The sequence below is a fragment of the Bifidobacterium sp. ESL0827 genome, from assembly GCF_052606685.1.
Window position 1 is genome coordinate 291483 of sequence record NZ_CP199597.1, and the last position, 23386, is coordinate 314868.

Sequence of the window (23386 nt, forward strand, 5' to 3'; positions counted from 1 at the left end):
TCACTGCTCTCCTGTGGGGACGGGGACCTTGGCCAGGGCTTCGGCCAGCGCCTGGTGTTCATCCATGTCCGCCAGCTTGCTCTGGGCCGTCAGGATCAGTCGGTGGGCCAGGATGGGATCGACCAGTTGTTTGACATCGTCAGGGATCACGTAGTCGCGACCCTGGGCGCAGGCCCGGATTCTGGCGCAACGGACCAGGGCCAGTCCGCCTCTGATGGATGAGCCCACCCGGATGGCGGGGCTGTGCCGTGTGGCTTCGATGATGTGGATGACATACTCCATGATGGATGGATCACAGAAGACCTTGGAGGCACAGGCGGCCATGGCCCCCACCTGGGCGGCGTCGACCACCGGTTCGACCAGGCCGGCCCGGTCGCGGATGTCGGCCTCTTCAAGGATGCGCATGCTGGCATCGTGCCCCGGTACCCCTAGAGAGGTGCGGATTAGAAAGCGATCCATCTGCGCCTCGGGCAGGGCATAGGTGCCCAGCTGCTCGATGGGATTCTGGGTGGCTATAACCATGAATGGCAGGGGGAGATGGTAGGTGCGGCCATCTACAGTTACCTGGCCTTCCTCCATGACCTCCAGCAGGGCCGATTGGGTTTTGGGGGATGCTCTGTTGATTTCATCGGCCAGAACCAGGGATGCGAAGACTGGACCGGGCCGGAAGGAGAATCGTCCTTGGGACTGGTCATAGAAGGTCACGCCCAGAAGATCGGAGGGTAGCAGGTCGGGGGTGAACTGGATCCGCTTGCAGTCCACGGCAATGGATGCAGCCAGAGCGCGTGACAGCTGGGTCTTGCCGGTGCCCGGATTGTCTTCCAGGAGCACATGGCCCCCTGCAATCAGGGCGGTAACACACAGGGTGATGGTTTCCTCCTTGCCCAGCACCGCCTGGCCGACGTTGTCGACGATGGAGCGGAAGAGGCTGGCGAAGGTAGATACATCCACGGCGGCCTGTCTGCTGCTTCCGGCCTGTTTTGATCGTCTCTGCTGCTTCGTCTCTGCTGCTTGGTCTCCTGATTCGACGGCAGAGTACTGGTCCTGCCCGGTCTTTTCCTCATCCCCAGGTTCGTTAGTCCCGACTTCGTAAGTGGTGGCCGAGGTCTGCTCCAGCCGGGGGTGACGGGACTCATTGGTGAGGTTGACGACCTCGGGCCTTGCAGTATCTGATGAGAACCGGGCGAACCGGTCACGGACCGGCTGGCGGCCGCGGACGGTCACGTCTTCCACCATGGTGCTGTCCGATGGGACGGATTCCGCCCCGGACTCCTGGTTCGTTCCTTGCTTGGCAGCCACGGGGATGCGGCCGGGCAGGGTCCGGTCATCACTCGCCGCCGAAGCGGATTCTTTCTGGCTCAGACCTGCCATGAGGGCCTGGCGCTGTCGCTTCAGTACATCCAATCGGTCGGTAGGGGTCTGGCGGCCTTCGCTGTTCGTCTTATGCGCGGACTTGGGGTTGTTCCTTCTGGTCGCGTCATCCGGGATGGTGCCGTCCTGCTGGAGGGGTTCCTGCGCGTTTCGTTCATCCATGGTCGTTCATCCTTTTCTGCTGAGAGGACCCCTGACGAGCGAGAGTCTTATCGCGCGGCTTGTCGGCCTCTTTGGGCAGGGTCAAATTCTTGGTGGCGGCGGGCGAATGGCCTTCGGAACCTACCCCCTGGATGCGAGCGACCGCCCAGAAGTTCAGGGTGGTGCCCGGCTTGGCAGATTGCGCGGGAAGGGTGATGACTTCACTCACTTCCGGCTGATTGCAGGGCAGGGTCCAGGAGGCCTTGTCAGGGTCAAGGCCATTGATGCCCACCTGGATGTCTGCGCAAGGTCGACCGTGTTCGACCCCGGGGGCCAGGACCAGCTTGGCTCGACTGTTTCTCAGATACTCAATGGCTAGGAACGCGGGAGGATCCGGATGCGACCAGGTAGAGCCCGAGGCTGAGACCTCGGGCCCCGAGCCGGTCATATCAATTGGGGTCACGCTCACTGTGCAGATGCCTCCTGCTTCGTCATGGCCTACGTCGAAGACCGCCTTGGTGGAGGTGGGCGCGCGCCATCGTGGCGAACCGCAGCCGGAACCTTCGCCGTGGACCATATATCCCTGGATGGGCGAGCCGTGATTCTCCGGCGGGCGCCAGGTGACGGTCAAGGTTTCCTTGCTGCCGCCATCCACGGTCAGTGCCTGCACGCCTCCGGGAAGCGCGTCCGGTCTGGCTGCGGCCGGCGAGGAGGCGGGGGACCATCCTACCTGGTTGTGGGCTTGAACGGTGAAGGAATAGTCATGACCGTTGGCCAGCCCGTCGATTCGGCAGGTGGCAGCAGTGCCGCAGGAGTGTTGCCCCGAGCCTGCCGATGAGGAGTAGGAGACCCGGTACTCGTCCACCGGGCTGCCGTTGGCTGCGCCTGGCTCCCAGGCCAGGAGAACTGTTCCGTCGCCTGCTTGAGCGGCGCCCGACAGCATTCTGGGGGCCTGCGGGCGGTCGATGATGCCCACGGTGATGGTGGCGCTGACCCGGCGTCCCGGATCCTGGCTGCCATCCTCTACCGTGGCCATAATGGTGTTGGTGGAGGCGCCGATGTCGCGATCGGCTTTGATGGTGATCTTTCCGTCGCCCAGGTTGGTGGCTGTCAGACGTGAGGTGTCATCGCTGACCAGACCGACCAGGCGCAGCGGGGTGTCGGGGAAGGGGTTGAGGGCACCCTCGAACAGGTTCAGCTCCAGGCTCTGTCCAGCCTTGAGCCCCACCTGGCGCGAGGGGACCGAAGCCAGAGGTCGGGTGGTGGCGATGATGCGGAAGGCCAGGACCGTATGCACATCGCCGGATGGACTGGTGATGGCCACCGGCAGGCTGGCCTTGGTGCCCGGTGTTGCGGTCTTGTCGGCGGCCACTTTCAGCTGGCCCCGAGGACTCAGCTTGGTATGAATCGGCCCATGAGGGTCTCCAGAGGAGAAGGTGCTGTCGGCCGGATCGCTTCCCTGGGGCCAGCGGGTCATGGCGGGCAGGGAGATGGCCTGCGCCGGTTCCCCGGCTACCAGATCGATGACCGGTGCCGTAAGGATCGGCGGTGATGCTTTGCCGCCTACCACGGTGATGGGCAGGGTGAGCACCGACTCGTTGACGATGGCCCGTCCGCTTGGATCCCCGTCACGGACGGCAAAGGTCAGTGAGGCAGGACCGGCATAATCCTTGGCTGCGGTGAACCTCAGGGTGTGCTCGTCCACATAGGGATCGGATCCGTCGGACTTGGTGGCCGAGACAGACTGGCGCGAGGCGATCTGCGCGGTCTTGCCTGCACCCACTCTGACCTGGTCGGCGATGTCGATGGTGATGCTCTGCCCAGCCTGCACTTTGAGGGCCGGAGCCCGGGGTCTTAGCACCGGTGGGAACACCCCATAGGCGGGGACCTTCACAAAGGCCATTGAAGTGATCTTGTACCGGGTGTTGGTCACGGTGTAGGGCACGGCTCTGGCCTGGTCGGTCAGGTCGATGACCAGCTTGGTGGAGCCGGCTTCGCCTACGATTCTGGCATGGGCACGGGCGCTGGGATGTATCCCAAGGTGCAGGTCATCGAGGGTGCCGGATGGATTGCTGGTGGAGTCGGCCAGATTAACTTCCACGCTGCGCTTGTCCACCGTGTCCTCCGGAGCCACCTGGTAATCCTGCGCTATGGGCGGCTGTATAGGGGCTTGGGGATCCGAGACCACGGTCAGGGTGGCCTGATCACTCAGTCCTGCTCGGTTGTGTGTCCGGTAGACCAGATAGGAGGTGCCTGGCTGCGAAGGGGCGGTCAGCTGGATCATGCCGTCCTCTACGCTGGCCCGGTCCAAGCCCTGGAGCTCCAGGTGGGAGTCCAGGCTCAGGGGATCGTCATCCCCGGCGATGTCGTTGAGCAGGACCGGCACATCGGCAACGGTTCCAGGCCGTAGCCTGACCCTGTCGTCCCGGGCGAAGACCCCGGCCACTGACGAGTCGGTGAAGACGCCGATGCGGACGCGCGCCTGGGCGCGCTGCCCAACCCAGTCTTCCACTGCGTAGGTGAACTCGTCGGTGCCGTGCGAATCAGGATAGGCCTCGTAGATCAAGTAGTCGGCTCCGGCTTTGACAATCCTGCCCAGCTTTGGCGCCAGGTTGCCCAAGCCTGACAAGGTGTCGCAGTCTCCATCGGGGTCGATGCCGGTCAGCGGGACGGGAATGCGCACCTTGGTTCCGGCAGCCACCTGGGCCCGTAGATCCTTGGGGGTGGGTGCGGGCTTGCTGGCGGGGTCGGAGGCATGGACCCTGAAGGTGATGGTGCCAGAGGCCGTATTGCCCAGATCGTCCCTGACCGTATAGGTTGCCGGGAAGTCCCCGGTGCGCTCGCTGGCCTGATACCTGACCGTATCCTCGGACACGAAGGCCAGGCCCGTAAAAGTCTGCTGATCCGTAGTCAGCTGCTGGTCCAAAGTGACGCTGGTCCCGTCAGCATGGGCGACCTTGTCCATGACTGAAACCGTGACCAGGCCCGATGAGCGGACCCCAACCGTCAGATTCGGAGCCTTGGGTGCCGAGGCTGCCCTGCTCAAGGAAGGGGGCTGAAGGACGATGGTCCCCTTTGCGCTGCCTTCGGCGTTTGTGACCGTATAGGCAATACTCAGTGGACGTGTGGGGATTTTCCTGGCGGATAGGTAGACCCGTCGGTGGTCCACGATGCCGACCTTGATGCCGGAGTTCGGATCCACGCGTACATCCGTCAGTGCCAGTACACCGCCCATGGGATCCAGGTCGTTGTCCAGCGGATCGACGATGGCGGTCTGGTCGGCCCCCAGCAGGGCCACGTCGTTGACGGGTACCGGCGGTGCGGATCCGCCATGATCGTGTTCCACCTCCAGCCTGACCAGACCTTGGGTCTCCTGGTCACCCTGGGCCACCCGGTAGGGCACATAATAAGTGCCCGGGTTAACTGCGGTGGCGTTGAAGGAAAAGCTCTCAGCGTTGACCTCCACCCGGATTCCATCGGGCTTGTCGACCTGGACCAGGCGGAGGGGCTGAACGGCATTGGCATGTACACTCCTGCTGAGGTCAACGGTGACCTCTCGGCCGGGAGTGGCCTGGCGAATGACCGGATCGACCAGTGGGGCCAGGGTGTTGACGGGCCTGACGGTGAAGTATATGAGTCCCTGACCGCTCATGACTCCGTCCGAGACAGTGACTTTGACCGCCACTCGTCCGGAGGTGGCTGACCCAGCACTCATGGTCAGCTGTCCGTCAGCCCTGGTGGACAAGGATATCCGATCGGAGTTGACCGATTCGGCGCCGACCAGGGTCAGCGGGTCCCCGTCTGGATCTTCGAAGCCGACCAGGGCGTTGACGGTGGTCGTGGCGCCCCGCTCCACATCGTACTCAGGCGGGGTATCGTTCTGGACCGGCGCCTGGTTGCCTCGGTCCATCTTGGCCGGGGCGATGTTGAGGTCGATGCCAGCCGAGGAGACCTGGCCGCGTCCGTCGGTGATTGAGTAATTGATTCGGGTCCGGCCGGTAGGTGCGTCGCTGGCATCCACCTGCAGGTAGCGGCCGTTCATGACCGGAGTCAGGCGCAGATTCCCCTGCGAGCTGCGGGCATCCTCGATTCGCAGAACCGAGCAGTCAGTCTGGCGATCGTTGCGCAAGGGATCCAGCAGGGTCCTGGATCCGGCCCGAATGCCCAAACTGTCGTCCTCGGCCTGGATGGGTTGGGATTCTGATCGACAGGTGGCCGCGAATCGCTGGCGGTTGTCGGCCGAGTCCTGACGCTGATCGTTGCTGTCCGTGTGTTTGACCTCCATGGTCTGCCACTGTGGCCGGATCACCTTGGTAGATGATTTGGGATTCCAGACATCGCCAGTCAGCACGTCGTTGAGGATGACCCTCCGGTGGTTGGCCCGGAAGACCAGGTCCGAGGTGGGGCTGATGGCCTCCAGGGTGGTGGGACTCGGCTGCGGTTGGACCTTGGGCGCGGCTGACCCTGTTGCGCATAGTCGCAGGAAATTCCGCCCTGAGGAGGCCCAAGCCGTCCAAAGGCATCCACCCGAGGAGACCGGCTGGGCTGGTTGGCCGCTGCCGCCGGTACGTACGGTCTCGATCTGATTGCGTGGGTGATCCAGTTGAACCAGGTGGACGCTTTCCTGATCGGTCAGGCCTACCCAAGGTCCCTGGCGGTCCATATCCACTGGAGTGGACTGAAGCTGCAGGTCTCCCCGGTGCGGTATCCGGGTGGTTCCCTGGGGCCAGTAAAGCCGATTGCCCGCCAGAAGGACGGGTCTTCCGCCAATGACGCTGAATGCAGTGGCCCGGACGGGAGCGTGGTCCGTCAGGGAGTCCAGTTCACGGTGGGCCCGGGAGTCCGGTCCGTCGATCCTTAGCACAACCCCGTCCGAGGGCCGGTAGGCGTAAACAGCTCCGGAGGCATCCACTGTGACGGCGGCCCCAGAGCCCAGGGTCAGCACAGGGTCTCGGCGCTGCGGATCCAAATCCCCAGGCGAAGTGGCCTGACCCACCCAGACCTTGCCGGTCCGAGCCTGGAAGAGGACCAGTGTGGGCCCGTTGATCATCCGCTGGACCTTGGCATCCGACCGGGTAGTGTCCCCCAGGGTGGCGGTGGAGGCCGCTATGGGAGCCATGCCTCCCTCATGGCCTAGGATGACCGCGTATCCGCTCTGGGCTAGGTCGAAGTGGTCGGTGCCCGTCGACAGGGCCACGTCTGTTTCTCCGATGTCGGGCTTGAACCTGGCGACCTTGCGCTCGTTCTGGGAGGTGATCCAGATGCTGCCGTCGTCCACCTGAACGGCACGGCGGTCCACCCCATGCATGAACAAGGCGCCCAGGATGAGCAGGACCAGCGCCGTCAGTGTGACGGTCAGGATGGCGGCAGGGCTCTTGGCGCGGACGGCCAGAGCATGCCGCAGATGCAGCCCGGCCCGGCGCATCCGCAGGAATCGTCCCTGCAAGTCCATAATCCCCTGGGTTCCTTTCCTGTCCTGCCGCATAGGCCAGGATGCCTGACCTATGTTTTTGCGTTTTAACTTGTCCCGGACCGCCGTCATTGCTTTCTCTGACGACTGATTTTAACCGGTTTGCAGGGTCTTGGCGCTCTGTGAAAGTCGAGGTGGTCAAGTGTGCAAATTCATCCACAGGGGGTTCACTGAACAGCACAGATGATGGTCGGTTCCTGGGACATGCTCCGATCGGCTCGAACCAGGGCGACGCTGATGCAGGTCTGGCTTCCCTGTGGGTTGTCGATGCGGGCGGTCGGCTGTCGGGTTTGCACGCTGCGTCCACGCTCTCCGGTGCCATCCTGGTTCAGGGGATGCCAAACATAGCTGTCTGCCGGTTTGGGGTCGGGATTGGTCCAAGTGAACACGGCCGTTGTGCCCTGATAGCGGCCCTGACCTTGGGTGGGCGAGGGAACCGGTCCCTCCTGCAGATCCTGGGGGTCGCTCGAATCCGTCGGGTCCGGGGACTGTACCTGTGGGGATTGTGCCTGGGAGGAACCTGTAGTTTGTTGTGAATCTCGTCTGAAACCGTTCGGCAGGCCGACAACCAGGGCGCAGGCCAGGACTAGGGCTAGGACGGCAGCGAGAATCAGTGTCATCAGGATCACACGGCGGCGGCCGCCGAAAACCCGCTTGGCCCGGCTGCCTTCATGGTTAGCGGACGCCTCCCTGCCTGGGCGCAGACGCGGTTGGGAACCAGCCTCTGCCTCGGTCCAAGAGTGGCCGGAGTCCCCGGTTTCTGTTCGATTTTCTCTTCGGCCTGCAATGGCTCCGGTCTGGGCGTGCGAGCGTGTATCCGTCGTGGGGTAGGGGTCGATTCCCTCGCCGATGAAGGGTGTCGCATGGCCGTAGAGCTGCTGCTGGACCTCCTGAAGGGCACGACCGAATTCCAGTGCTGAGCAGTAGCGATCGTCCCGGTCATGGGTCATGGCCTTCTCCAGGACGGCGGCCAGCATCGGGGAGGCCTCGCCCATATGCAGAACCGGGGTTTCCGCTGTAAGGATCAGCTGCGTCAGGTGATTCTCATCCCGGGCCCGGTAGGCGTACTCGTAGGGGGAACGGCCGGCCAGCATGCCGAAGAGCGAGGCACCCAGGGAGTAGATGTCGCTGGCCTCAGATCCTCCCGAGCGGCTTGCCAGAACCTCTGGGGCCGCCCAGGGTACGGAAAGTCCGCCGGCCTGTTCGCTTCCATAGATGCCTGAGGAGATGCCGAAGTCGGCCAGGACGGGCAGGCCCTGGTCGGTGATCAGGAAGTTGCTGGGTTTGACGTCCCGGTGCAGGATTCCCCGTTCATGAGCGCAGCAGAGGGCCGAGGCCATGCGCACTCCCAGGTCCAGCACGCCTTCCTGGTCCATGCCCCCCTTGAGCATGATGGTCTTGCAGCTGCCGCCCGGAGCGTATTCGAGCACCAGGCAATCCCGTCCGTCATCGCTGATCAGGGCCTGGTGGATGCTCAGGATGCAGGGGTGGGTGGAGAGCTTGGCCAGGGCCTTGGCCTCCCGCAGAAAGAGCAGATGGGTCTGCTGGTCCACGTTGCCTTGGAGGGCTACCTTGACTGCTACAGGTCGGTTGAGCCCCTCCTGCTCATACAGGTAGACGGCGGCGGTGCCTCCCAGGTCCAGGGGGCGAAGGGGCCGCAATCCGGGCAGCGCCGGAGCCTGGTCTATGGCTGGAACCGCACCCGGGCGCTGGGTCTGGGAACCATTCTGCTGCAAGGGCCATCACCTCCTAGGACTGCTATCCACGATAACAGCACGCCGTTCCTGATCAGGCTTCCTTTGAGCCTCCTGCAGGCGGTCCCGGACCAGCGGGTTCCAGGGCCTGCAGCTGGACCATGCCGGACCCTATTCTTGTAGCTATGAGCAAGCAGCCACCGGTGGATCCGCAAGAGGCCATGGAACCGGTCCGCGCCCTTATCGGCGATCGGCTCCAGAACGAAGAGGATCGGTCCACCCGGGCCCTGGTGGTGGCTGGTCCTCCCCGCAGCGGCAAGACCAGGCTGGCTACTCGTGCCCTCCTGACAGGCATGGAACGCTTCGGCGACGGAGCCAGCATGGCTGTATCAGGTCGTACCGCGGCCGACCAGGTCAGCCGCCAGGTCATTCTGGAGCGGGGCAGGTCCGACCGCACCCGACCTGTGGGCACACTGCAAGCCCTGGCTTTTCGTCTGCTGACGAGGTCTCGGCTGGCCCGAGGGGGTCACGATCCGCTCTTGCCCAGACTGCTCAACGGCGCTGAAGAGGATGCCCTGCTCAGGCAGGTCATGACCGTCCATCTGGAGCATGTCCAGGCCGGTGACGACTGCGCGGTCTGCCGACTTCTGGAGCGCTACTTTCGCAACGGGGCGGGCTGGTCCTCCGTCCTGGTCGGCGATGGACAGGGACGAGTCGTAGGGGTCGCCGACAGGTTCATCGCCCAGCTGCGGGACATGTTCGCCCGCATGACGGAATTGGGCCTTGACAAAGGGGACCGGAACCAGCTTCTGGATGCTCTGGCCGTCCAGCCCATGGACCCTGATCGCCGCGACCGGCTGGGCCTGCAGTGGAGGCTGGCCTTCGCCCTGGAAGATGAATACCGCCAGAGCATTACCGAGAGCTATCCGGACGAGTTCCGTCTGGACCCCTCCATGCTTATGGTCGAAGCCTCTCGAAGCCTGGATGGGCTGGCTGATGACGACCTGCCTGACCTGCTGGTCGTGGACGACTGGCAGGACATCACCCTGGCCGGGATGGGCCTGCTGCAGGGATTGAATCAGGCCGGCTGCCGACTTCTTCTGGTGGGCAATCCCGACCAGTCGGTCCAGTCCTTCCGCGGCTCCTATCCGGAATTTCTGGCCACGCGCCTGACCGCCCTGTCCAAGTCCATGCCAGGCGCCGCTGCCCCCCTTCTGGCTCAGGACTTCGCCTGCCTGGATGCCGCCGAAGTGACCCTGAAACCCCGGAGGATGGTGGTTCCTGAAGCGGCCGCAGAACATACCGAAAGCGTCCAAGGTTCCGATTCGGCAGCTCCAGGTTCCTACGCCGATCTGGTGGCTGCCAGGGTCAGCCTGGGCATCGCCGGGGTTGAGGAGAGCGACACCCCCCTGCCTGACAGACCGGGCAAGCTGCCCGCCTGGCCCGGCGCCGGACCGGTGGCACCCCTGACTGCCGACAACAGTCTTATCAGTGACGGCAGCGTGCAGACCAGGCTCTTCCATACCCCCGACCAGGAGGACGACGATCTGGTCTGGCAGATTAAGCATGAGTTCCTGGCCAACAAGCATGACTGGAACGACATGGCCGTCATCGCTCACGACAACACAACCCTGCGCACCCTGGGCCGCAAGCTGCGCGTCCAAGGTGTGCCGGTGCGCTACTCCTCAGTGACCCGTCCGCTCAGCCAGGAGCCTGCCATCCAGGGTCTCTTTGCCCTGGTCGAGCTGGCCCAGTCGGTACTGGCCCCTGACACCATTGGCAGCGCCCCGGACGATCCTGCCCAGGTGGCCGCCTGGATCCGTTCGCGCCTGCGCACCCTGATGGCCGGCCCGCTCTTCCGTGTTCCTGCTACTGCCGCTCGTGCAGAGCGTCCTGTCAGAATGGAGCGCCTGGAGTCCATCATGGAGACCATGGCCGCCCTGGCCCCCTTGTCCGGTCAGCAGGGGAGCGGGGCGGACTCATCGGGCTCCTTGGACGACCTGCCTCTCCTGGGACAGGCCTGGCGGAATTGGGTCGAGGACCTGGCCCAGCGGCGTGCTGAGCGGGACCGTTCATCCGGCGTCAGCGTCGACGATTCCCTGCTGACCAGGCATGATTCCTCCCAGGAAAGGGGCGGGTCAGATCTCTTTTCGACTGCTTCGGCCCCCGACCAGCCAGTGGATCTGGGCGACCGGGATGCCCAACGGCCAGCCATTTTGTCTGTTCAGGCCCTGGAGACCCTGCTGGTTCTGGATCCGGATGGCCGATCCTCGGGAATCATCCTGGAGGTCATGACCGCCATCGCCGGAGGTCGCCGGGAGGATCCTGACGTTCAAGTTCTGGACAAGGCCCTGCAGGTTCTGCGACTGACCGCCAACCGCATCAGCGCCCTGGAGGACCGTCAGCCTCAATACGTGCTCTGGGAGGCCTGGCGGAGCCTGGACCTGGCCGATGACTGGCAGCGAAGAGCCCTGATGGCCACCCAGGAGGGGGAGGAGGCCAACGACCGTCTAGACGCGCTCATGCGGCTCTTCCAGTACGCTGCTGGCTCCCGTCGTTTCCCCACGGTTGAGGCCTTCATGGACCAGGTGCGCACCATGCAAATCGAGGCCGACTCCTTGGCGCGGATCGGGCCCATCGAGCATGCCGTCACTCTGACCACGCCCGCCGGCGCTGCCGCCTTGGCCACTGACTGGCCCTTGGTCTGGCTGCCCGCCGTTCAGGACGGGGTCTGGCCCAACCTGATTCCCCGCGACACCATGTTCGGGGCCGAAGAGCTGGCCGACCTGGTTCTGCACGACCGCATCGGCGACCCCCTGGCGGACACGCTCAGCCACGATCCGGCCTTGCGCTCCATCCTCTACGCCGAGAAAAAGGGTTTTCTGGAGGCGCTGACTCGGGCCCGGACCCAGGTGCGCATCAGTGCGGTCTGGAACGATGACCTGGTTCCATCGGACTTCCTTTACGGCTATCTGCCCGAACGCTATCCACGCACCGCCGATATGAGCCAGGCGGAGTTCAGCATGGTCGGCGCTGGCTCAGGCGGCAGTGAGCGCTACGGAGGGCTGGAGGTGTCTCCCAGGGGCCTAACTGCGGCCGCCCGGTCCATTCTGGCTGTCCAGGCGTTGCTTCCGCAGGACCAGGTCGACCGTGACCGAGTAGACGATGCCGTGCAAACCCTGCGGCTGCTGGCCGACCAGGGCCAGGATTCGGCCGATCCACGGCATTGGCCTTTCCTCTACAACAATGGTGAGGAGGGTGCCGCCGAGCCGACATTGGATCAGCATGTCCCAGACGAGCAGTCCACGGTTGGGCCGGCCTCGGATCGGCATGCCCCAGATAAACAGTCCGCAGTTGGCCAAGTCCCGGATAAAGAGGTTTCGGTTGAACAGGCTGCCGGGTCAAGGACTGTGGCCGCTGCCGCGGGCGTCGCATCGGTTACTGAAAGAGACCATGCCTCCCGGCCCGCGCCTGCTTCCATCAATCAAGCCGGACAGGCAGATCGAATACAAGACCGTGACCGGGGTCATGAGCAGCGCCATGAACACCGGTCAGACCGCCAGGTGGTTCTGCTTTCGCCCTCGGCGGTCGATGCCATCTGGAACTGTCCGCTGGAGTGGGCCTTGGGCGATCAGTTCTCCGGCCCATCCCCATCCAGGGTGCCTACGGAGTTCGGCTCCCTGATCCACAAGGTGGCCAGCGAGGGCACAGCCCAGGGCCTGGATCGTCCAGGCCAGGGTGATCCGGACGCCCGCCAGCAGCAGGTGCGGGATGCGCTTCTGGGCATCTACCAGGATCTGGCTCCCCAGGAACAACGCCTGCGGGACCCGGACGAGCTCTATGACCAGCGCGGCCGCAGCAGCCGGGTGGAGTCCATCCTGGACAACCTGGCCTCTTATTTCGTCCGCTCCTCGGATTCCGAATACGGCCTGGAGGGCAAGAGCCCGGTCCCGGTCGGCGACCTGCTGGGGGTGCAGAGCGAGCGCTCCTTCGATGTCAGCCTGTCCGTGGAGGACCTGGTCCCTCTTTGGAAGGCCACCTTCCCTGACAGGCCCTTGGATGCTGATGGGCTCTTCGCCCTGATGTCCGGCCTGGTCGACGGCTTCCCCGCAGCCCTGGATGCCAGGACGACGGTCAGGCTGACCGGCCGTATCGACCGTCTGGAGGTCAGGTCCCTGCCCGAGGGCATCCGTCTGCGACTGGTGGATTACAAGACCGGCAGAGTCCCCTATACCCAGGGGCAGCTCTTCAACGACCTGCAGCTGGTCTGCTATCAACTGGGCCTGGCCTTCCCACCCACGCCCGGCAGCAGCCCGGAGGTGGGGGCGGCCTGGAGTCTGCCCCAGGCCCCCGACCTGGAGAGGACCGAGGGTATGAAACTGAGCCAGTCCCTGCTCCTGCAGCTGCAGACCCCGCCCAAGGATGCGCAAACGGGGTTGCGCCGGGAGGAGATGGCCTACCAGCCTCCACTGTTCGAGCGCGACAGGCTGGTCACCATCGCCCAGCCCAGAACCGGCATGCCCTCCCCGCTCAAGTCCAAGGCCGAGCCTGCGGACCTGTCCGAACAAATTCCGCCCGGGGTGGATGCGGACCTGTGGGCTATGGTCCGGGCCGCCCGGGTCTCCTCCCAGGCTGTGTGGGGGCTGACCATGATAGCCAGGGTCTTCTTCGCTGCCGGGGTCAAGCTGACGGCTGGCCGGGATGACGCGGTCTTCGACCCTGCCCGCTGCCATCGGGCCGGCAATGGTCAGGAATGTCAGGCATGGCAACTGGTGGCGCCCAATCTACTGGAGGATCAGGAATGAAGCAGACTGCCGAACAGTCCGCCATCGTCGATGCGGATGTCAACGAGGATCTTCTGGTGGTGGCCGGGGCCGGCTCGGGCAAGACCATGACCATGACCAGCCGGATCATCGCGCTGATCCGTCGGGGAGTGCCCTCCGAGCAGATTCTGGGGTTGACCTTCACCCGCAAGGCCGCCTCCGAGCTCCAGTCCAGGGTGGGGGCGGCGGTCATCCGACGCGACCAGGGCAGAGGAGCCTCGGGCGTGGACCCCGAGCGCAACTTCCTCAAGCCGACCGTGTCCACCTATGACGCCTTCTTCCAGTCCATCGTGCGCCAGTACGGCCTGCTGGTGGGCATGGACCAGGACACCCGTCCCCTGAGCTCGGCGGGGGCCTACCAGCTGGCCTCCCAGGTGGTCGCCGACCATCTGGATCTGATCTTTCCCGCCGATTCCTTGGCGCAGGATGGCGAATCCGACGACCTGGGCTCCGCGACCTTCTCGACCACCGTCAACCGGGTCCTGGGGCTGACCGGGGCGGTGACCACCTCCATGATCAGCAGCGACTGCCCAGATTTCGACCAGGCCGTGGAGCGGATCCGTGCCTGGGACCGCGCCTTTGTGGATCGTGCGGACCAGCTCATTGGCGACCAGCCCGTGCCGGCCACCGAGCCCACAGTCAGCACCTCGCCGCCCAAGCGAAGCAAGAAGGAGACCGACGAGCACTACCAGGGCAAAATCAAGGACTTCCGAGACAAACGGCGGAGCATTCGCCTCTACCGGGTGGATACCATGCGACGGGCGGTTCTGACGCGTGAGAAGCTGCTGACCCTGGTCCAGGACTACCAGCGGGCCAAGCGTCAGGCCAACATGGCCGAGTTCGGCGACTTCACCCTGGCCGCCTTCCAGCTGGTCGAGCGTTTCCCCTCCATCAGCGCCCAGCTGCGACGCCGCTACAGCCACGTCTTTCTGGATGAATACCAGGACACCTCCACCACCCAGGCCCTGCTTCTGGCGGCCATCTTCCATCCGCAGCGTCTCAAGGAGGATCAGGGGAGTGCTGACCAGGCTCCCGGCAGGTCGGCCGTGACCGCCGTGGGCGACCCCTTCCAGTCCATCTATGCCTGGCGCGGGGCCAGTCCCGGGGCCTTTCGCACCTTCCAGGCCCAGTTCGGCATGCTGGCCGACCGACCCGACTCCGGCAGCGGCCCCTTGTCTGGCGTGACAGCCTTTGGGCGCTCGCAGGACCAGGACCCGCTGACCCTGTCGCGCACCTTCCGCAACTCCAGCTGGGTGCTCAAGGCCGCCAACCAGCTGACCGTCCCCCTGCGCCATCGAGGCCAGGAGAGCCGATCGGAGACGGAACTGCGCGAGGTGGACGTGGCCAGGCTCCGTCCCCGTGAGGATGCCGACCCGGGTACCGTGGGCCTCCTGGGCTACAGCACCGGCGGCCAGGAGATCGATGGCGTGGTCAGGTTCGCCCTCAGGGCCCGCGAGCTCTATGGCAATCAGGGCGACGCACCGCACGTGGCTGTTCTCTTCCGCTCCAAGGCCGCCCTGCCCAGGTGCCGTCAGGCCCTGGAGGCCGCAGGGCTAAGCTGCCAGGTCGTCGGGTACTCCTCCCTCTTCGACAGGCCCGAGGTCATGGACCTTAGAGCCCTGCTCTCCCTGATCTGCGACCATACCGACAGCGATTCCCTGATGCGTCTGCTGGCCTCGGCCCGGTTCGGCATGGACGCGGCCGACCTGAGCGCCCTGGCCTCCCTGGCCGCCAAGGTCAACGAGGACAGCCAGTATCGGGCCCTGGTCCGTGCCGGTCTGGTCGAGTCCGATTCCGATCCTCGCCGTCGTCGTGAGGATCTGCACCGTTACCGTGACCAGGTCCCCAACGACGTCTTCCTGGTGGACCTGCTGCTGCGTGACGATCTGCCAGATCTCTTGGAGAACTCCGGGCTTTCCCCCAGGGGACGGGTCCTGGCCGCCGAGGCCGCCCGGGTCATCTGCCAGGTCCAGGCCGAGTCCTCGGCCCCCCTGCGCCAGGTGGTCATCGCCGCCATCCGTGCCTTGGACCTGGACGTGGACCTGGTATTGGCCCGCTCCCTGGCCAATCCTGAACGGCCACTGGAGCCCAGCCAGGCCAAGGCGGGCATCCAGGCCCTGCTGGATCAGGTGGATGTCTACCTGTCTGAGCTGCCCCAGGGCCTGGGGCCCAGCCTGCGCGGGTTCGTCTCCTGGCTGTCCTCCCTGGATCAGAGTCCAGAAATGCCCACTGACGGGGACGACCGCCGGGCCGACGTGGCCCTGATGACCGTCCACCAGGCCAAGGGACTGGAGTGGGATGCTGTGGCGGTTGTCGGGCTCAAGCGTGGAGCCTTCCCAAGCAGCCAGGGCGACCGGCTCACGGTCAAGCCCGCCTTGGACCAGCCGGTGGTCCCATCCCCGGACGGCCCGGTCTACCAGTACAGCTGCACGGCCCGTACCTGGCTGGTCGATCCCCAGTCCGTGCCGGTGCCGGTCCGGGCTGATGCCATGATCCTGCCCCGTTTTCCACACGACGCCCCCCTGGGAGCTGACCCTGAGGATCTGCTGGGTCGGATGGACCTGGCGGGCTTGGAGGAGGAGGCTATGGGCCTGTCTCGTGAGAGCGGGCTGGACGATCAGGCCCGCCAGGTGCGTGCCGATGCCATTGCTCCCTCTCAGCGAGAGCAGTATGGCCGACGGCTGCTGGATGACGAGCGGCGGCTGATCTACGTGGCGGCGACCAGGGCCCGGCATGACCTGCTGCTGACCTTCAGCCAGGATTCCCAAGCGGAGTCTGCGGCCCTGAACACGCCGGCACCGGACCCGGACAAGGCTTCCAACTTCTGGACCGAACTGGTGGAGCTCTTCCAGGAAGAGCCCGATGCGGTCAAGCTGGAGCACGCAGAGGATACACATGAGGGCGAGCCAACGCCACCCTTGGGGCTCTTTGTCGGTGAGAACGCCCAGTCCTACCGCCAGGCTGTCGTCGACCGTGCCCTGGAGGAGGTGGACCAGGTCGCCGCCCGAGACGGTGAGCGTGAGCAGGCGCTTTGGCCTCCTGTTCTGAGTGCGCGGACCCGTGAAGCCTTGGATCGCTCGGCCGCCTGGGTGCGCGCCGGGGAACCAGACGACCACAAAATCCCTGATGAGGGCGATGACGGGCTCTACGCCAATGCGGTCCGCGTCCTGCAGGTCAGCACAGGCCGCCTAGGGGTGGCTGACGACCAGTTGCTCACGGATCTGGATCTGCTGCGGCGCACCGGCCGCCGAATCCTGGGACATGGGGCTAGCAGCGTCACCGCCATCCAGGCCAGCTCGGCAGGGGGCGATCCCAAGATGGAGAGGGATTACTGGCAGGGGCTGGTCAGACCCATACCTCAGGTAGCTTCTCCGCAGGCCGAGGCGGGCACCCGCTTCCACGACTGGGCCAGGCGTTTCATTCTGCCCGAGATCTCTGCCCCTCAAGGACTGGTAGACCTGCCTGACCAGGCGGAAGCACCGAACCTGCTCGATGGTCCGCTGGGCCCCGGGGCCATGGCTGAGCGAGCCCGAATGCTGGCCGGGCTTGACCAGGAGCGGGAGTCCCTGGATTCCAAGGCCGATCCCGTACAGGCCCGTCTGCTGACCTGGGAGCGGAGGTTGGCTGAGTCTGACTGGGCCCAGCGCACTCCTGTCTGGGTGGAACGGCCCATCGTGGCGGTGCTGGCTGGCTCTATCGTCAAGGGCAAGCTGGATGCGGTCTTCGCAGGTGGGCTGGACCCTGAGCGCACCGATATGCGCTACACCATCGTGGACTGGAAGACCGGAGCCCGACCGCATGGAGAGGAGTCGACCAACCGCCGTCTGGTCCAGCTGGACTTCTACCGGTTGCTCCTGTCACGCTTGGAGGGTATCGGCCTGTCGACCATCGACGCCTGCCTTTATTATGTAAGTGAAGACCAGCCCCAGGATCGACTCATCAGTGCCCGTGCCAGGACCGAAGAAGAAATTCTTGCAACCTTAGCCGAGGGCGTACCCGAGCAGTCGGACGAGGACTGAGTCTGCGACAGACCCCGCCAGATAAGGGCGATGGGTGCCGCGCATCGGCAATCATGAACAGCAGGCGATCGGCAGACGGCCAGGGGCCGTCGTGGGGCCGGGCACGCCCGAATGGAGCAATGAGACAGATGACAACGTCCAGTAATCACGACCAGGTCTTCCAGCGGAAGGGGAGCGTGGCAATAAGACCCATGGTCTGGGCGGATATGCCCGACCTGGTAGGGACCTTCGACGCCACTTGGAAGGTGCAGGAGGATCCCGAGGGAACCGTGTCCCGGCTGAGCGCCGCGCATTTCATCCTGCATTATCTAGTAGATGCCACCAGGGCTCGGATAGCTGTTGATGGGCAGGACTTTCTAGGGGTAACTTTGCTGGCCGAGGGGCGTGGCGAACTTTGCTTCCCCAAGGCTGAAGAGGAGCTGGAGCGAGTGGACCGGCAACTGTCTGCAACGACGTTGGGTGCCCACACCCTGGACCGGGCCCGTCAGTGGCAGCTGACCGAGGTCAGGCTGGAAAAGCAGTGCGGGCTGGCCGTCCCGCCCCAGGCTGAACTGAGGCTATTCCTGGTCTCCAGTCGTGCCCGGGGACGCGGTGTGGGTGGTGCCCTGTGGCGGGACACTCTGGAGCATCTGGACCAGGCGGGCATCGAGCGCTTCTACCTGCATACGGACTCCTCCTGCGACGTGGGCTTCTACGATCATCAGGGCATGGAGCGGCTGGCCGAGCTCAAGGGGCGGGACCATGCGGCCTTCGCTGGGCGCGACCCCTCGGACGATCCGCAGTTCTTTGAGGGTATTGACGACATCTTCATCTACGGAGGCCGTGTGAGCGACCAGCTGGGCAAGGATGGTGATCATGGCGGCCGCTAAATCACCCTTCCTGCGCCTGTTCACCTACCCGGGCGCCGCCGGTTTCTGCCTGTCGGCCGTTCTGGCCCGTCTGCCCCTGGGCATGATGGGTCTGGGCATCGTGCTGGCCTTGAACCACATCTATGACAACTGGACTTCGGCCGGGCTGATGAGTGCCGTCTACACGCTCTGCGCGGCCCTGGTCACCCCCTTCTACGCCCGCCTGTTCGATCGGTTCGGCCAACGTCGGGTCGGGGTGACCGCCCTGATCGTGCAGGCTCTGGCCATCCTGGGATTTGCCGTGGGCGCCATGCGCCGGGTTCCCCTGGGAGTGCTCTTTGTGCTGGCGGCTCTGATGGGCTTGACCCAGTTCGCCTTCGGAGCCCTGGTGCGCACCCGCTGGGCCTGGGTGCTGCGCGACGACAAGACCAATCTGCTCAACACCGCCTACGCCCTGGAGTCAGGGCTGGACGAGTGCGTCTTCATCCTGGGACCCATCCTCTCCGCCTACCTGGCCACCTCGGTCAGCCCGGTCTCCCAGCTCTATCTGCCTGCCCTGGCCCTGCTGATCGGCGGACTGACCTTCTTCGCCATGCGTTCCACCGAGCCTCCGGCCGTCGTTCGCATGGAGGCGGTCAACCAGTCGGCAGCGGATCACTCCCCGGTGGATGCCCATGGAGATGTCCTGCCAAATGATACTGAAGGCCATCAGGGCTCGCGCTCGGCTCTGGTCTACCCGGGCATCCTCCTGCTGGTGGTGATCTTCGTTGTCTTCAACATGAGCTTTTCTGCGGTGGACGTCTCGGTGACCGCCCTGACCAAGTCCATGGGCCGCGAGGGGGCGGTGGGCCTGCAGCTGGCCCTGTTCGCCCTGGGCTCCCTGTGCGGGGCGCTGATCTTCGGCTCGGTCAGGCTCAAGGGATCCCGCTGGCGCTATCTGACGACCTTCCTGGTGCTGCTGACCCTGGGCTATGTGGTCTTCCGCCTGGTCATGGACAACCTGGTCCTGCTGGGTCTGGCCGAGGTGCTGACTGGCCTGTGCGTCTCGCCCATCTTTGCTACCGGCAACTTGATCGTGCGCGAGAACGTGGATGCCCGGGCCCTCACCGAGGGACTCTCCTGGCTGTCCACCGGCGGGTCCATTGGCACCTCCCTGGGATCGACCCTGGCCGGAGTCGCTCTGGATCAGTTCGGGCCCCACGGCGGCATGACCATTCCGGCGGTGGTCACCTGCTGCGCTGTCCCCCTGGCACTGCTGGGCTGGGCCAGGAGCCGCGGGAGAGGTATCGTCGTGAAAAAGAGCGAAAATGCATAGTGAAATGAACAGTGGAGAAGGAGGCAGCCGATGATTCGCGTATCGGTGCTGGGTGCAGGTGGACGCATGGGAACCGAGGTGGTGCATGCTCTGAATGACGCGCAGGATATGCAGACGGCCCTGCTGCTGGGCCCGGATGACGATCCGGCGGCCATTAATCCGAGTAACACGGATGTGGCGGTCGACTTCACCAGCCCCGATGCCGTCCTGGGCAATACTCTGACCCTGATAGGGCAGGGCGTCCACTCCGTCATTGGCACCACCGGCTGGACCAAGGAGCGTTTGGACCAGGTCGAGCAGGCACTGGACGAGCATCCTGGGCTCAGCGTCTTCATCGCTCCCAACTTCGCTATCTCTGCAGTGCTGGCCGACCGGTTTGCAGCCATGGCGGCCCGCTACTTCGAGTCGGCCGAGGTGATCGAGATGCACCATCCCGATAAGGTCGACGCCCCCTCCGGCACTGCCCTGGGGACCGCTTCCGCCATTGCCGAAGCCCGTCGCCAGGCTGGCATGGGTCCCATGCCCGACGCAACCCAGCAGCCTGATGCATCTAGGGGTCGGGTGGTTGACGGTGTCCACGTCCATGCCGTCCGGCTGCGGGGACTCAACGCGCATGAAGAGGTGCTCATGGGCAACCCCGGCGAGCAGCTGACCATTCGCGCAGACAGCTTCGAGCGTGTCTCCTTCATGCCCGGAGTCCTCCTGGCCGTGCGCCGTGTTGGAAGCATTCCAGGATTGACCGTTGGCCTGGACCACTACCTATTCTGATATCCGCAAGAGCGTCCCCATCTGCAAGTAGCGTGAAGGTATGACTGAGACCGTTACCCATCTGCTTCCTCCCGCACCCTTCGGACGGGTGATCCCCGCCATGATCACGCCTATGAATAAGGACGGATCCGTGGATTATGGGGCTGCCGCCAATCTGGCCCGCACCCTGGTGGCCGATGGGGCCGACGGCATCCTGGTCAACGGCACAACAGGCGAGTCTCCCGTCACCCACATGGAGGAGAAGGTCAACCTGGTCAGGGCCGTCAAGGATGCCGTCGATGTGCCCGTCATCTCCGGAGCGGGATCCAACGACACGGCGCACACGGTACGCATGGTGGAGATGACCCAGGAGGCCGGGGCCGATGCCCTGCTGGTGGTCATGCCCTACTACTCGCGGCCCTCCCAGGATGGGGTGGTGGCCCACTTCCGTTCGGTATGCCAGTCGGCTCAGCGACCGATCATTCTTTACGATGTGCCCGGACGGACCGGATTGCACGTCGAGCTGGACACCTACCGGCGCCTGGCCGAGTTGGATGCGATCACCGCCGTCAAGGACGCCACGGGCGACCTGGCCTCCATGCCCCGCAAACGCCAGGAGACCGGCCTGACCTGGTACTCAGGCGATGACGGGCTCTATCTGCCCTTCCTGGCTGTGGGCGCAGTGGGCGTCATCTCGGTCATCGCCCATGTGGCATCCGGACCCATGAAGCGCCTGGCCGACGACTTCGATGCTGGTGACCTGGATGGCGCAAGGGATCTGGCCGTGCGTCTGGACCCACTGGTCCAGGCTCTGAACGGCCAAGGCCAGCAGGCCGTCATGGCCAAGGCTGCTCTGAAAGCAGCCGGCAGGCTGGACCAGACCGCCATGAGGCTACCCAATCTGGGTCCAGATGAGGACCAGGTGGCGCTCGCCCGCAAGGGCATGAAGGCTGCCGGACTGATCTGAATCAGTCCTGAAAGCAACGTCGCCCCTGTATAGGCAGGGGCACAGATGATAGAAACACAAGTGACAATGGCAAGAAAACAAGAAGAATCAAACACGAACGGCAAGAGCAGAAATCGTCGGTCCTCATCCAAGAACGGCAAGCAGGGGTCAGGCAGGTCCCGGGGCGAATCCCGCAGCCGCCGTAATGGCGCCATCGCCCGCGGCAAGGGCACCCAGACCGAGCAGCATCTGGTGGCGCCCCCCAAGTACCGCAAGGGCTCCATGCGCATCGTTCCCTTGGGTGGCCTGGGCGAAATCGGCCGCAACATGAATGTGATCGAGTACAACGGCCACATTCTGCTGATTGACTGCGGCGTGCTCTTCCCCGAGGAGGAGCAGCCGGGTGTGGACCTGATTCTGCCTGACTTCAGCTACATAAAGGACAAGCTGGACCAGGTGGATGCCCTGGTTCTGACCCACGGGCATGAGGACCATATTGGTGGTGTGCCCTACTTGCTCAAGCTGCGTCCGGACATCCCCCTGATCGGATCCAAGCTGACCCTGGGATTCGTGGACGCCAAGTGCGAGGAGCATCATCTCAAGCCGACTAAGGTTGAGGTCAAGGGCCGCGACAAGCTCAAGGTAGGCCCCTTCAATCTTGAGTTCGTGGCGGTCACCCACTCCATTCCCGATGCCTTGGCCGTCTCTGTGCGCACTCCGGCAGGCCACATCATCGACACCGGCGACATGAAGATCGACCCGCTGCCTCTGGATCACCGCCTGACCGACCTGCGCGAGTTCGCCAAGCTTGGCGAGTCCGGCGTGGACCTGCTGATGGTCGATTCCACCAACGCCGAGGTCCCCGGCTTCGTCAAGCCCGAAATCTCCATCGCCCCCGCCCTGGACAAGGCTTTCGCCGAGGCCCAGCGCAAGATCATTGTGGCATCCTTCTCCAGCCACGTTCACCGGGTGCAGCAGGTGGTCGACGCCGCCCACAAGTTCGGCCGCAAGGTGGTCTTCGCCGGCCGATCCATGGTTCGCAACATGTCCATTGCTTCAGACCTAGGTTACCTGCACCTGCCTGAGGACACTGTGGTCGACCTCAAGGATGCCCACAGCATTCCGGACGAGAAGATCGTCTACATGTGCACCGGATCCCAGGGCGAGCCCATGGCGGCTCTGGGTCGCATCGCCGACGGGACCCACCGTGACATCACCATCAACGAGTTCGACACGGTCATCCTGGCCAGCTCGCTCATTCCCGGCAACGAGCACGAGGTCTACAAGGTCATCAACAAGCTGGTGCGCCTTGGCGCCAAGGTGGTCAACCGCGACAACGCGGCCATCCACGTCTCCGGCCATTCCGACGAGGGTGAGCTGCTGCACTTCTACAACATCGTGCAGCCCAAGTGTGCCATGCCTATCCACGGCGAGAACCGGCACCTTGTGGCCAACGGTCTGATCGCCGTCAAGACCGGCGTGGATCCGCAGAACGTGGTCCTTGCCGAGGATGGCGATGTGGTGGACCTCTATCATGGCCAGGCCGCCGTGGTCGGGTCCGTGCCCTGCGGATACGTCTATGTGGACGGCGACTCCGTGGGCCAGCTGACTGACGACGAGTTGGAGCAGCGTCGGATTCTGGGCACCGAGGGCTTCGTCTCCGCCTTCGCCGTGGTCGACACCGAGACCAGCAAGGTCGTCTCCGGCCCCAAGCTCTACCTGAACGCCGTGGCTGAGGATGAGAGCGAGTTCAAGTCCATCAACGCCCAGATTGTTGATCAGCTTGAGGATGCCATGTCCAAGGGAACCACCGGCACCTACCAGCTCCAGCAGATGATGCGCCGCACCCTTGGCGGCTGGATCTCCCGCAAGCTGCACCGCAGGCCCATGATCGTGCCCGTGGTGGCCGACATCGCCACCGACGTGCAGCCGCAGGACTGACCCGTCGCTGCATGCGTACTGATGCCGAAGGCTCCGGTCGCCCAGACGGACGGCCGGAGCCTTCAGTGTTA

Annotated in this window: 10 protein-coding genes; 7 read left to right on the top strand and 3 right to left on the bottom strand. The window is 64.5% G+C overall.

The window, feature by feature from the left end:
- The 3 genes from ACUIAI_RS01140 to ACUIAI_RS01150 form a co-directional block, all read right to left on the bottom strand.
- The gene (locus tag ACUIAI_RS01140; RefSeq protein WP_445342344.1) at positions 1-1533 is read right to left on the bottom strand and encodes an AAA family ATPase; all 1533 of its coding nucleotides are present in this window, start codon (positions 1531-1533) and stop codon (positions 1-3) included.
- Positions 1526-6964 carry an Ig-like domain-containing protein gene (locus ACUIAI_RS01145; RefSeq protein WP_445342345.1) on the bottom strand — a complete coding sequence of 1813 codons (5439 nt, stop codon included), beginning with the start codon at positions 6962-6964 and terminating at the stop codon, positions 1526-1528. Before ACUIAI_RS01145 ends, ACUIAI_RS01140 begins: the two co-directional genes overlap by 8 nt.
- A gap of 185 nt (positions 6965-7149) precedes the next feature.
- Entirely contained in the window at positions 7150-8718 is a 1569-nt protein-coding gene (locus ACUIAI_RS01150; protein WP_445342346.1) for a serine/threonine-protein kinase, read from the bottom strand.
- Between the two features lie 143 nt (positions 8719-8861).
- On the opposite strand from ACUIAI_RS01150, the gene ACUIAI_RS01155 reads away from it, so the two are divergent.
- From ACUIAI_RS01155 to ACUIAI_RS01185, 7 genes are all read left to right on the top strand, one after another.
- Positions 8862-13481 carry a PD-(D/E)XK nuclease family protein gene (locus ACUIAI_RS01155; RefSeq protein WP_445342347.1) on the top strand — a complete coding sequence of 1540 codons (4620 nt, stop codon included), beginning with the start codon at positions 8862-8864 and terminating at the stop codon, positions 13479-13481.
- Positions 13478-17518 carry a UvrD-helicase domain-containing protein gene (locus ACUIAI_RS01160; RefSeq protein ID WP_445342348.1) on the top strand — a complete coding sequence of 1347 codons (4041 nt, stop codon included), beginning with the start codon at positions 13478-13480 and terminating at the stop codon, positions 17516-17518. The genes ACUIAI_RS01155 and ACUIAI_RS01160 overlap by 4 nt, the downstream gene beginning before the upstream one ends.
- A gap of 128 nt (positions 17519-17646) precedes the next feature.
- Entirely contained in the window at positions 17647-18387 is a 741-nt protein-coding gene (locus ACUIAI_RS01165) for a GNAT family N-acetyltransferase (protein WP_445342349.1), read from the top strand.
- Positions 18374-19681: an MFS transporter gene (locus tag ACUIAI_RS01170; protein WP_445342350.1), complete on the top strand. Its 1308-nt coding sequence runs from the start codon at positions 18374-18376 to the stop codon at positions 19679-19681. The genes ACUIAI_RS01165 and ACUIAI_RS01170 overlap by 14 nt, the downstream gene beginning before the upstream one ends.
- A 30-nt stretch (positions 19682-19711) precedes the next feature.
- On the top strand, positions 19712-20449 hold the full coding sequence (dapB, locus tag ACUIAI_RS01175; protein WP_445342351.1) for a 4-hydroxy-tetrahydrodipicolinate reductase: 738 nt from the start codon (positions 19712-19714) through the stop codon (positions 20447-20449).
- Between the two features lie 40 nt (positions 20450-20489).
- Positions 20490-21395, top strand: a complete 906-nt coding sequence (gene dapA / locus ACUIAI_RS01180) for a 4-hydroxy-tetrahydrodipicolinate synthase (protein ID WP_445342352.1) — start codon at positions 20490-20492, stop codon at positions 21393-21395.
- 66 nt (positions 21396-21461) lie between these two features.
- Positions 21462-23315, top strand: coding sequence for a ribonuclease J (locus ACUIAI_RS01185; RefSeq protein ID WP_445342353.1), 1854 nt, complete (start codon positions 21462-21464; stop codon positions 23313-23315).
- The last annotated feature ends 71 nt before the right edge of the window (positions 23316-23386 follow it).

What these genes read in the sequence shown, in the direction of transcription:
- ACUIAI_RS01140 (WP_445342344.1), bottom strand. Translation starts at nt 1,533, where the DNA reads ATGGATGAACGAAACGCGCAGGAACCCCTCCAGCAGGACGGCACCATC.
- ACUIAI_RS01145 (WP_445342345.1), bottom strand. Translation starts at nt 6,964, where the DNA reads ATGGACTTGCAGGGACGATTCCTGCGGATGCGCCGGGCCGGGCTGCAT.
- ACUIAI_RS01155 (WP_445342347.1), top strand. Translation starts at nt 8,862, where the DNA reads ATGAGCAAGCAGCCACCGGTGGATCCGCAAGAGGCCATGGAACCGGTC.
- ACUIAI_RS01160 (WP_445342348.1), top strand. Translation starts at nt 13,478, where the DNA reads ATGAAGCAGACTGCCGAACAGTCCGCCATCGTCGATGCGGATGTCAAC.
- ACUIAI_RS01165 (WP_445342349.1), top strand. Translation starts at nt 17,647, where the DNA reads ATGACAACGTCCAGTAATCACGACCAGGTCTTCCAGCGGAAGGGGAGC.
- ACUIAI_RS01170 (WP_445342350.1), top strand. Translation starts at nt 18,374, where the DNA reads ATGGCGGCCGCTAAATCACCCTTCCTGCGCCTGTTCACCTACCCGGGC.
- dapB (WP_445342351.1), top strand. Translation starts at nt 19,712, where the DNA reads ATGATTCGCGTATCGGTGCTGGGTGCAGGTGGACGCATGGGAACCGAG.
- dapA (WP_445342352.1), top strand. Translation starts at nt 20,490, where the DNA reads ATGACTGAGACCGTTACCCATCTGCTTCCTCCCGCACCCTTCGGACGG.
- ACUIAI_RS01185 (WP_445342353.1), top strand. Translation starts at nt 21,462, where the DNA reads ATGGCAAGAAAACAAGAAGAATCAAACACGAACGGCAAGAGCAGAAAT.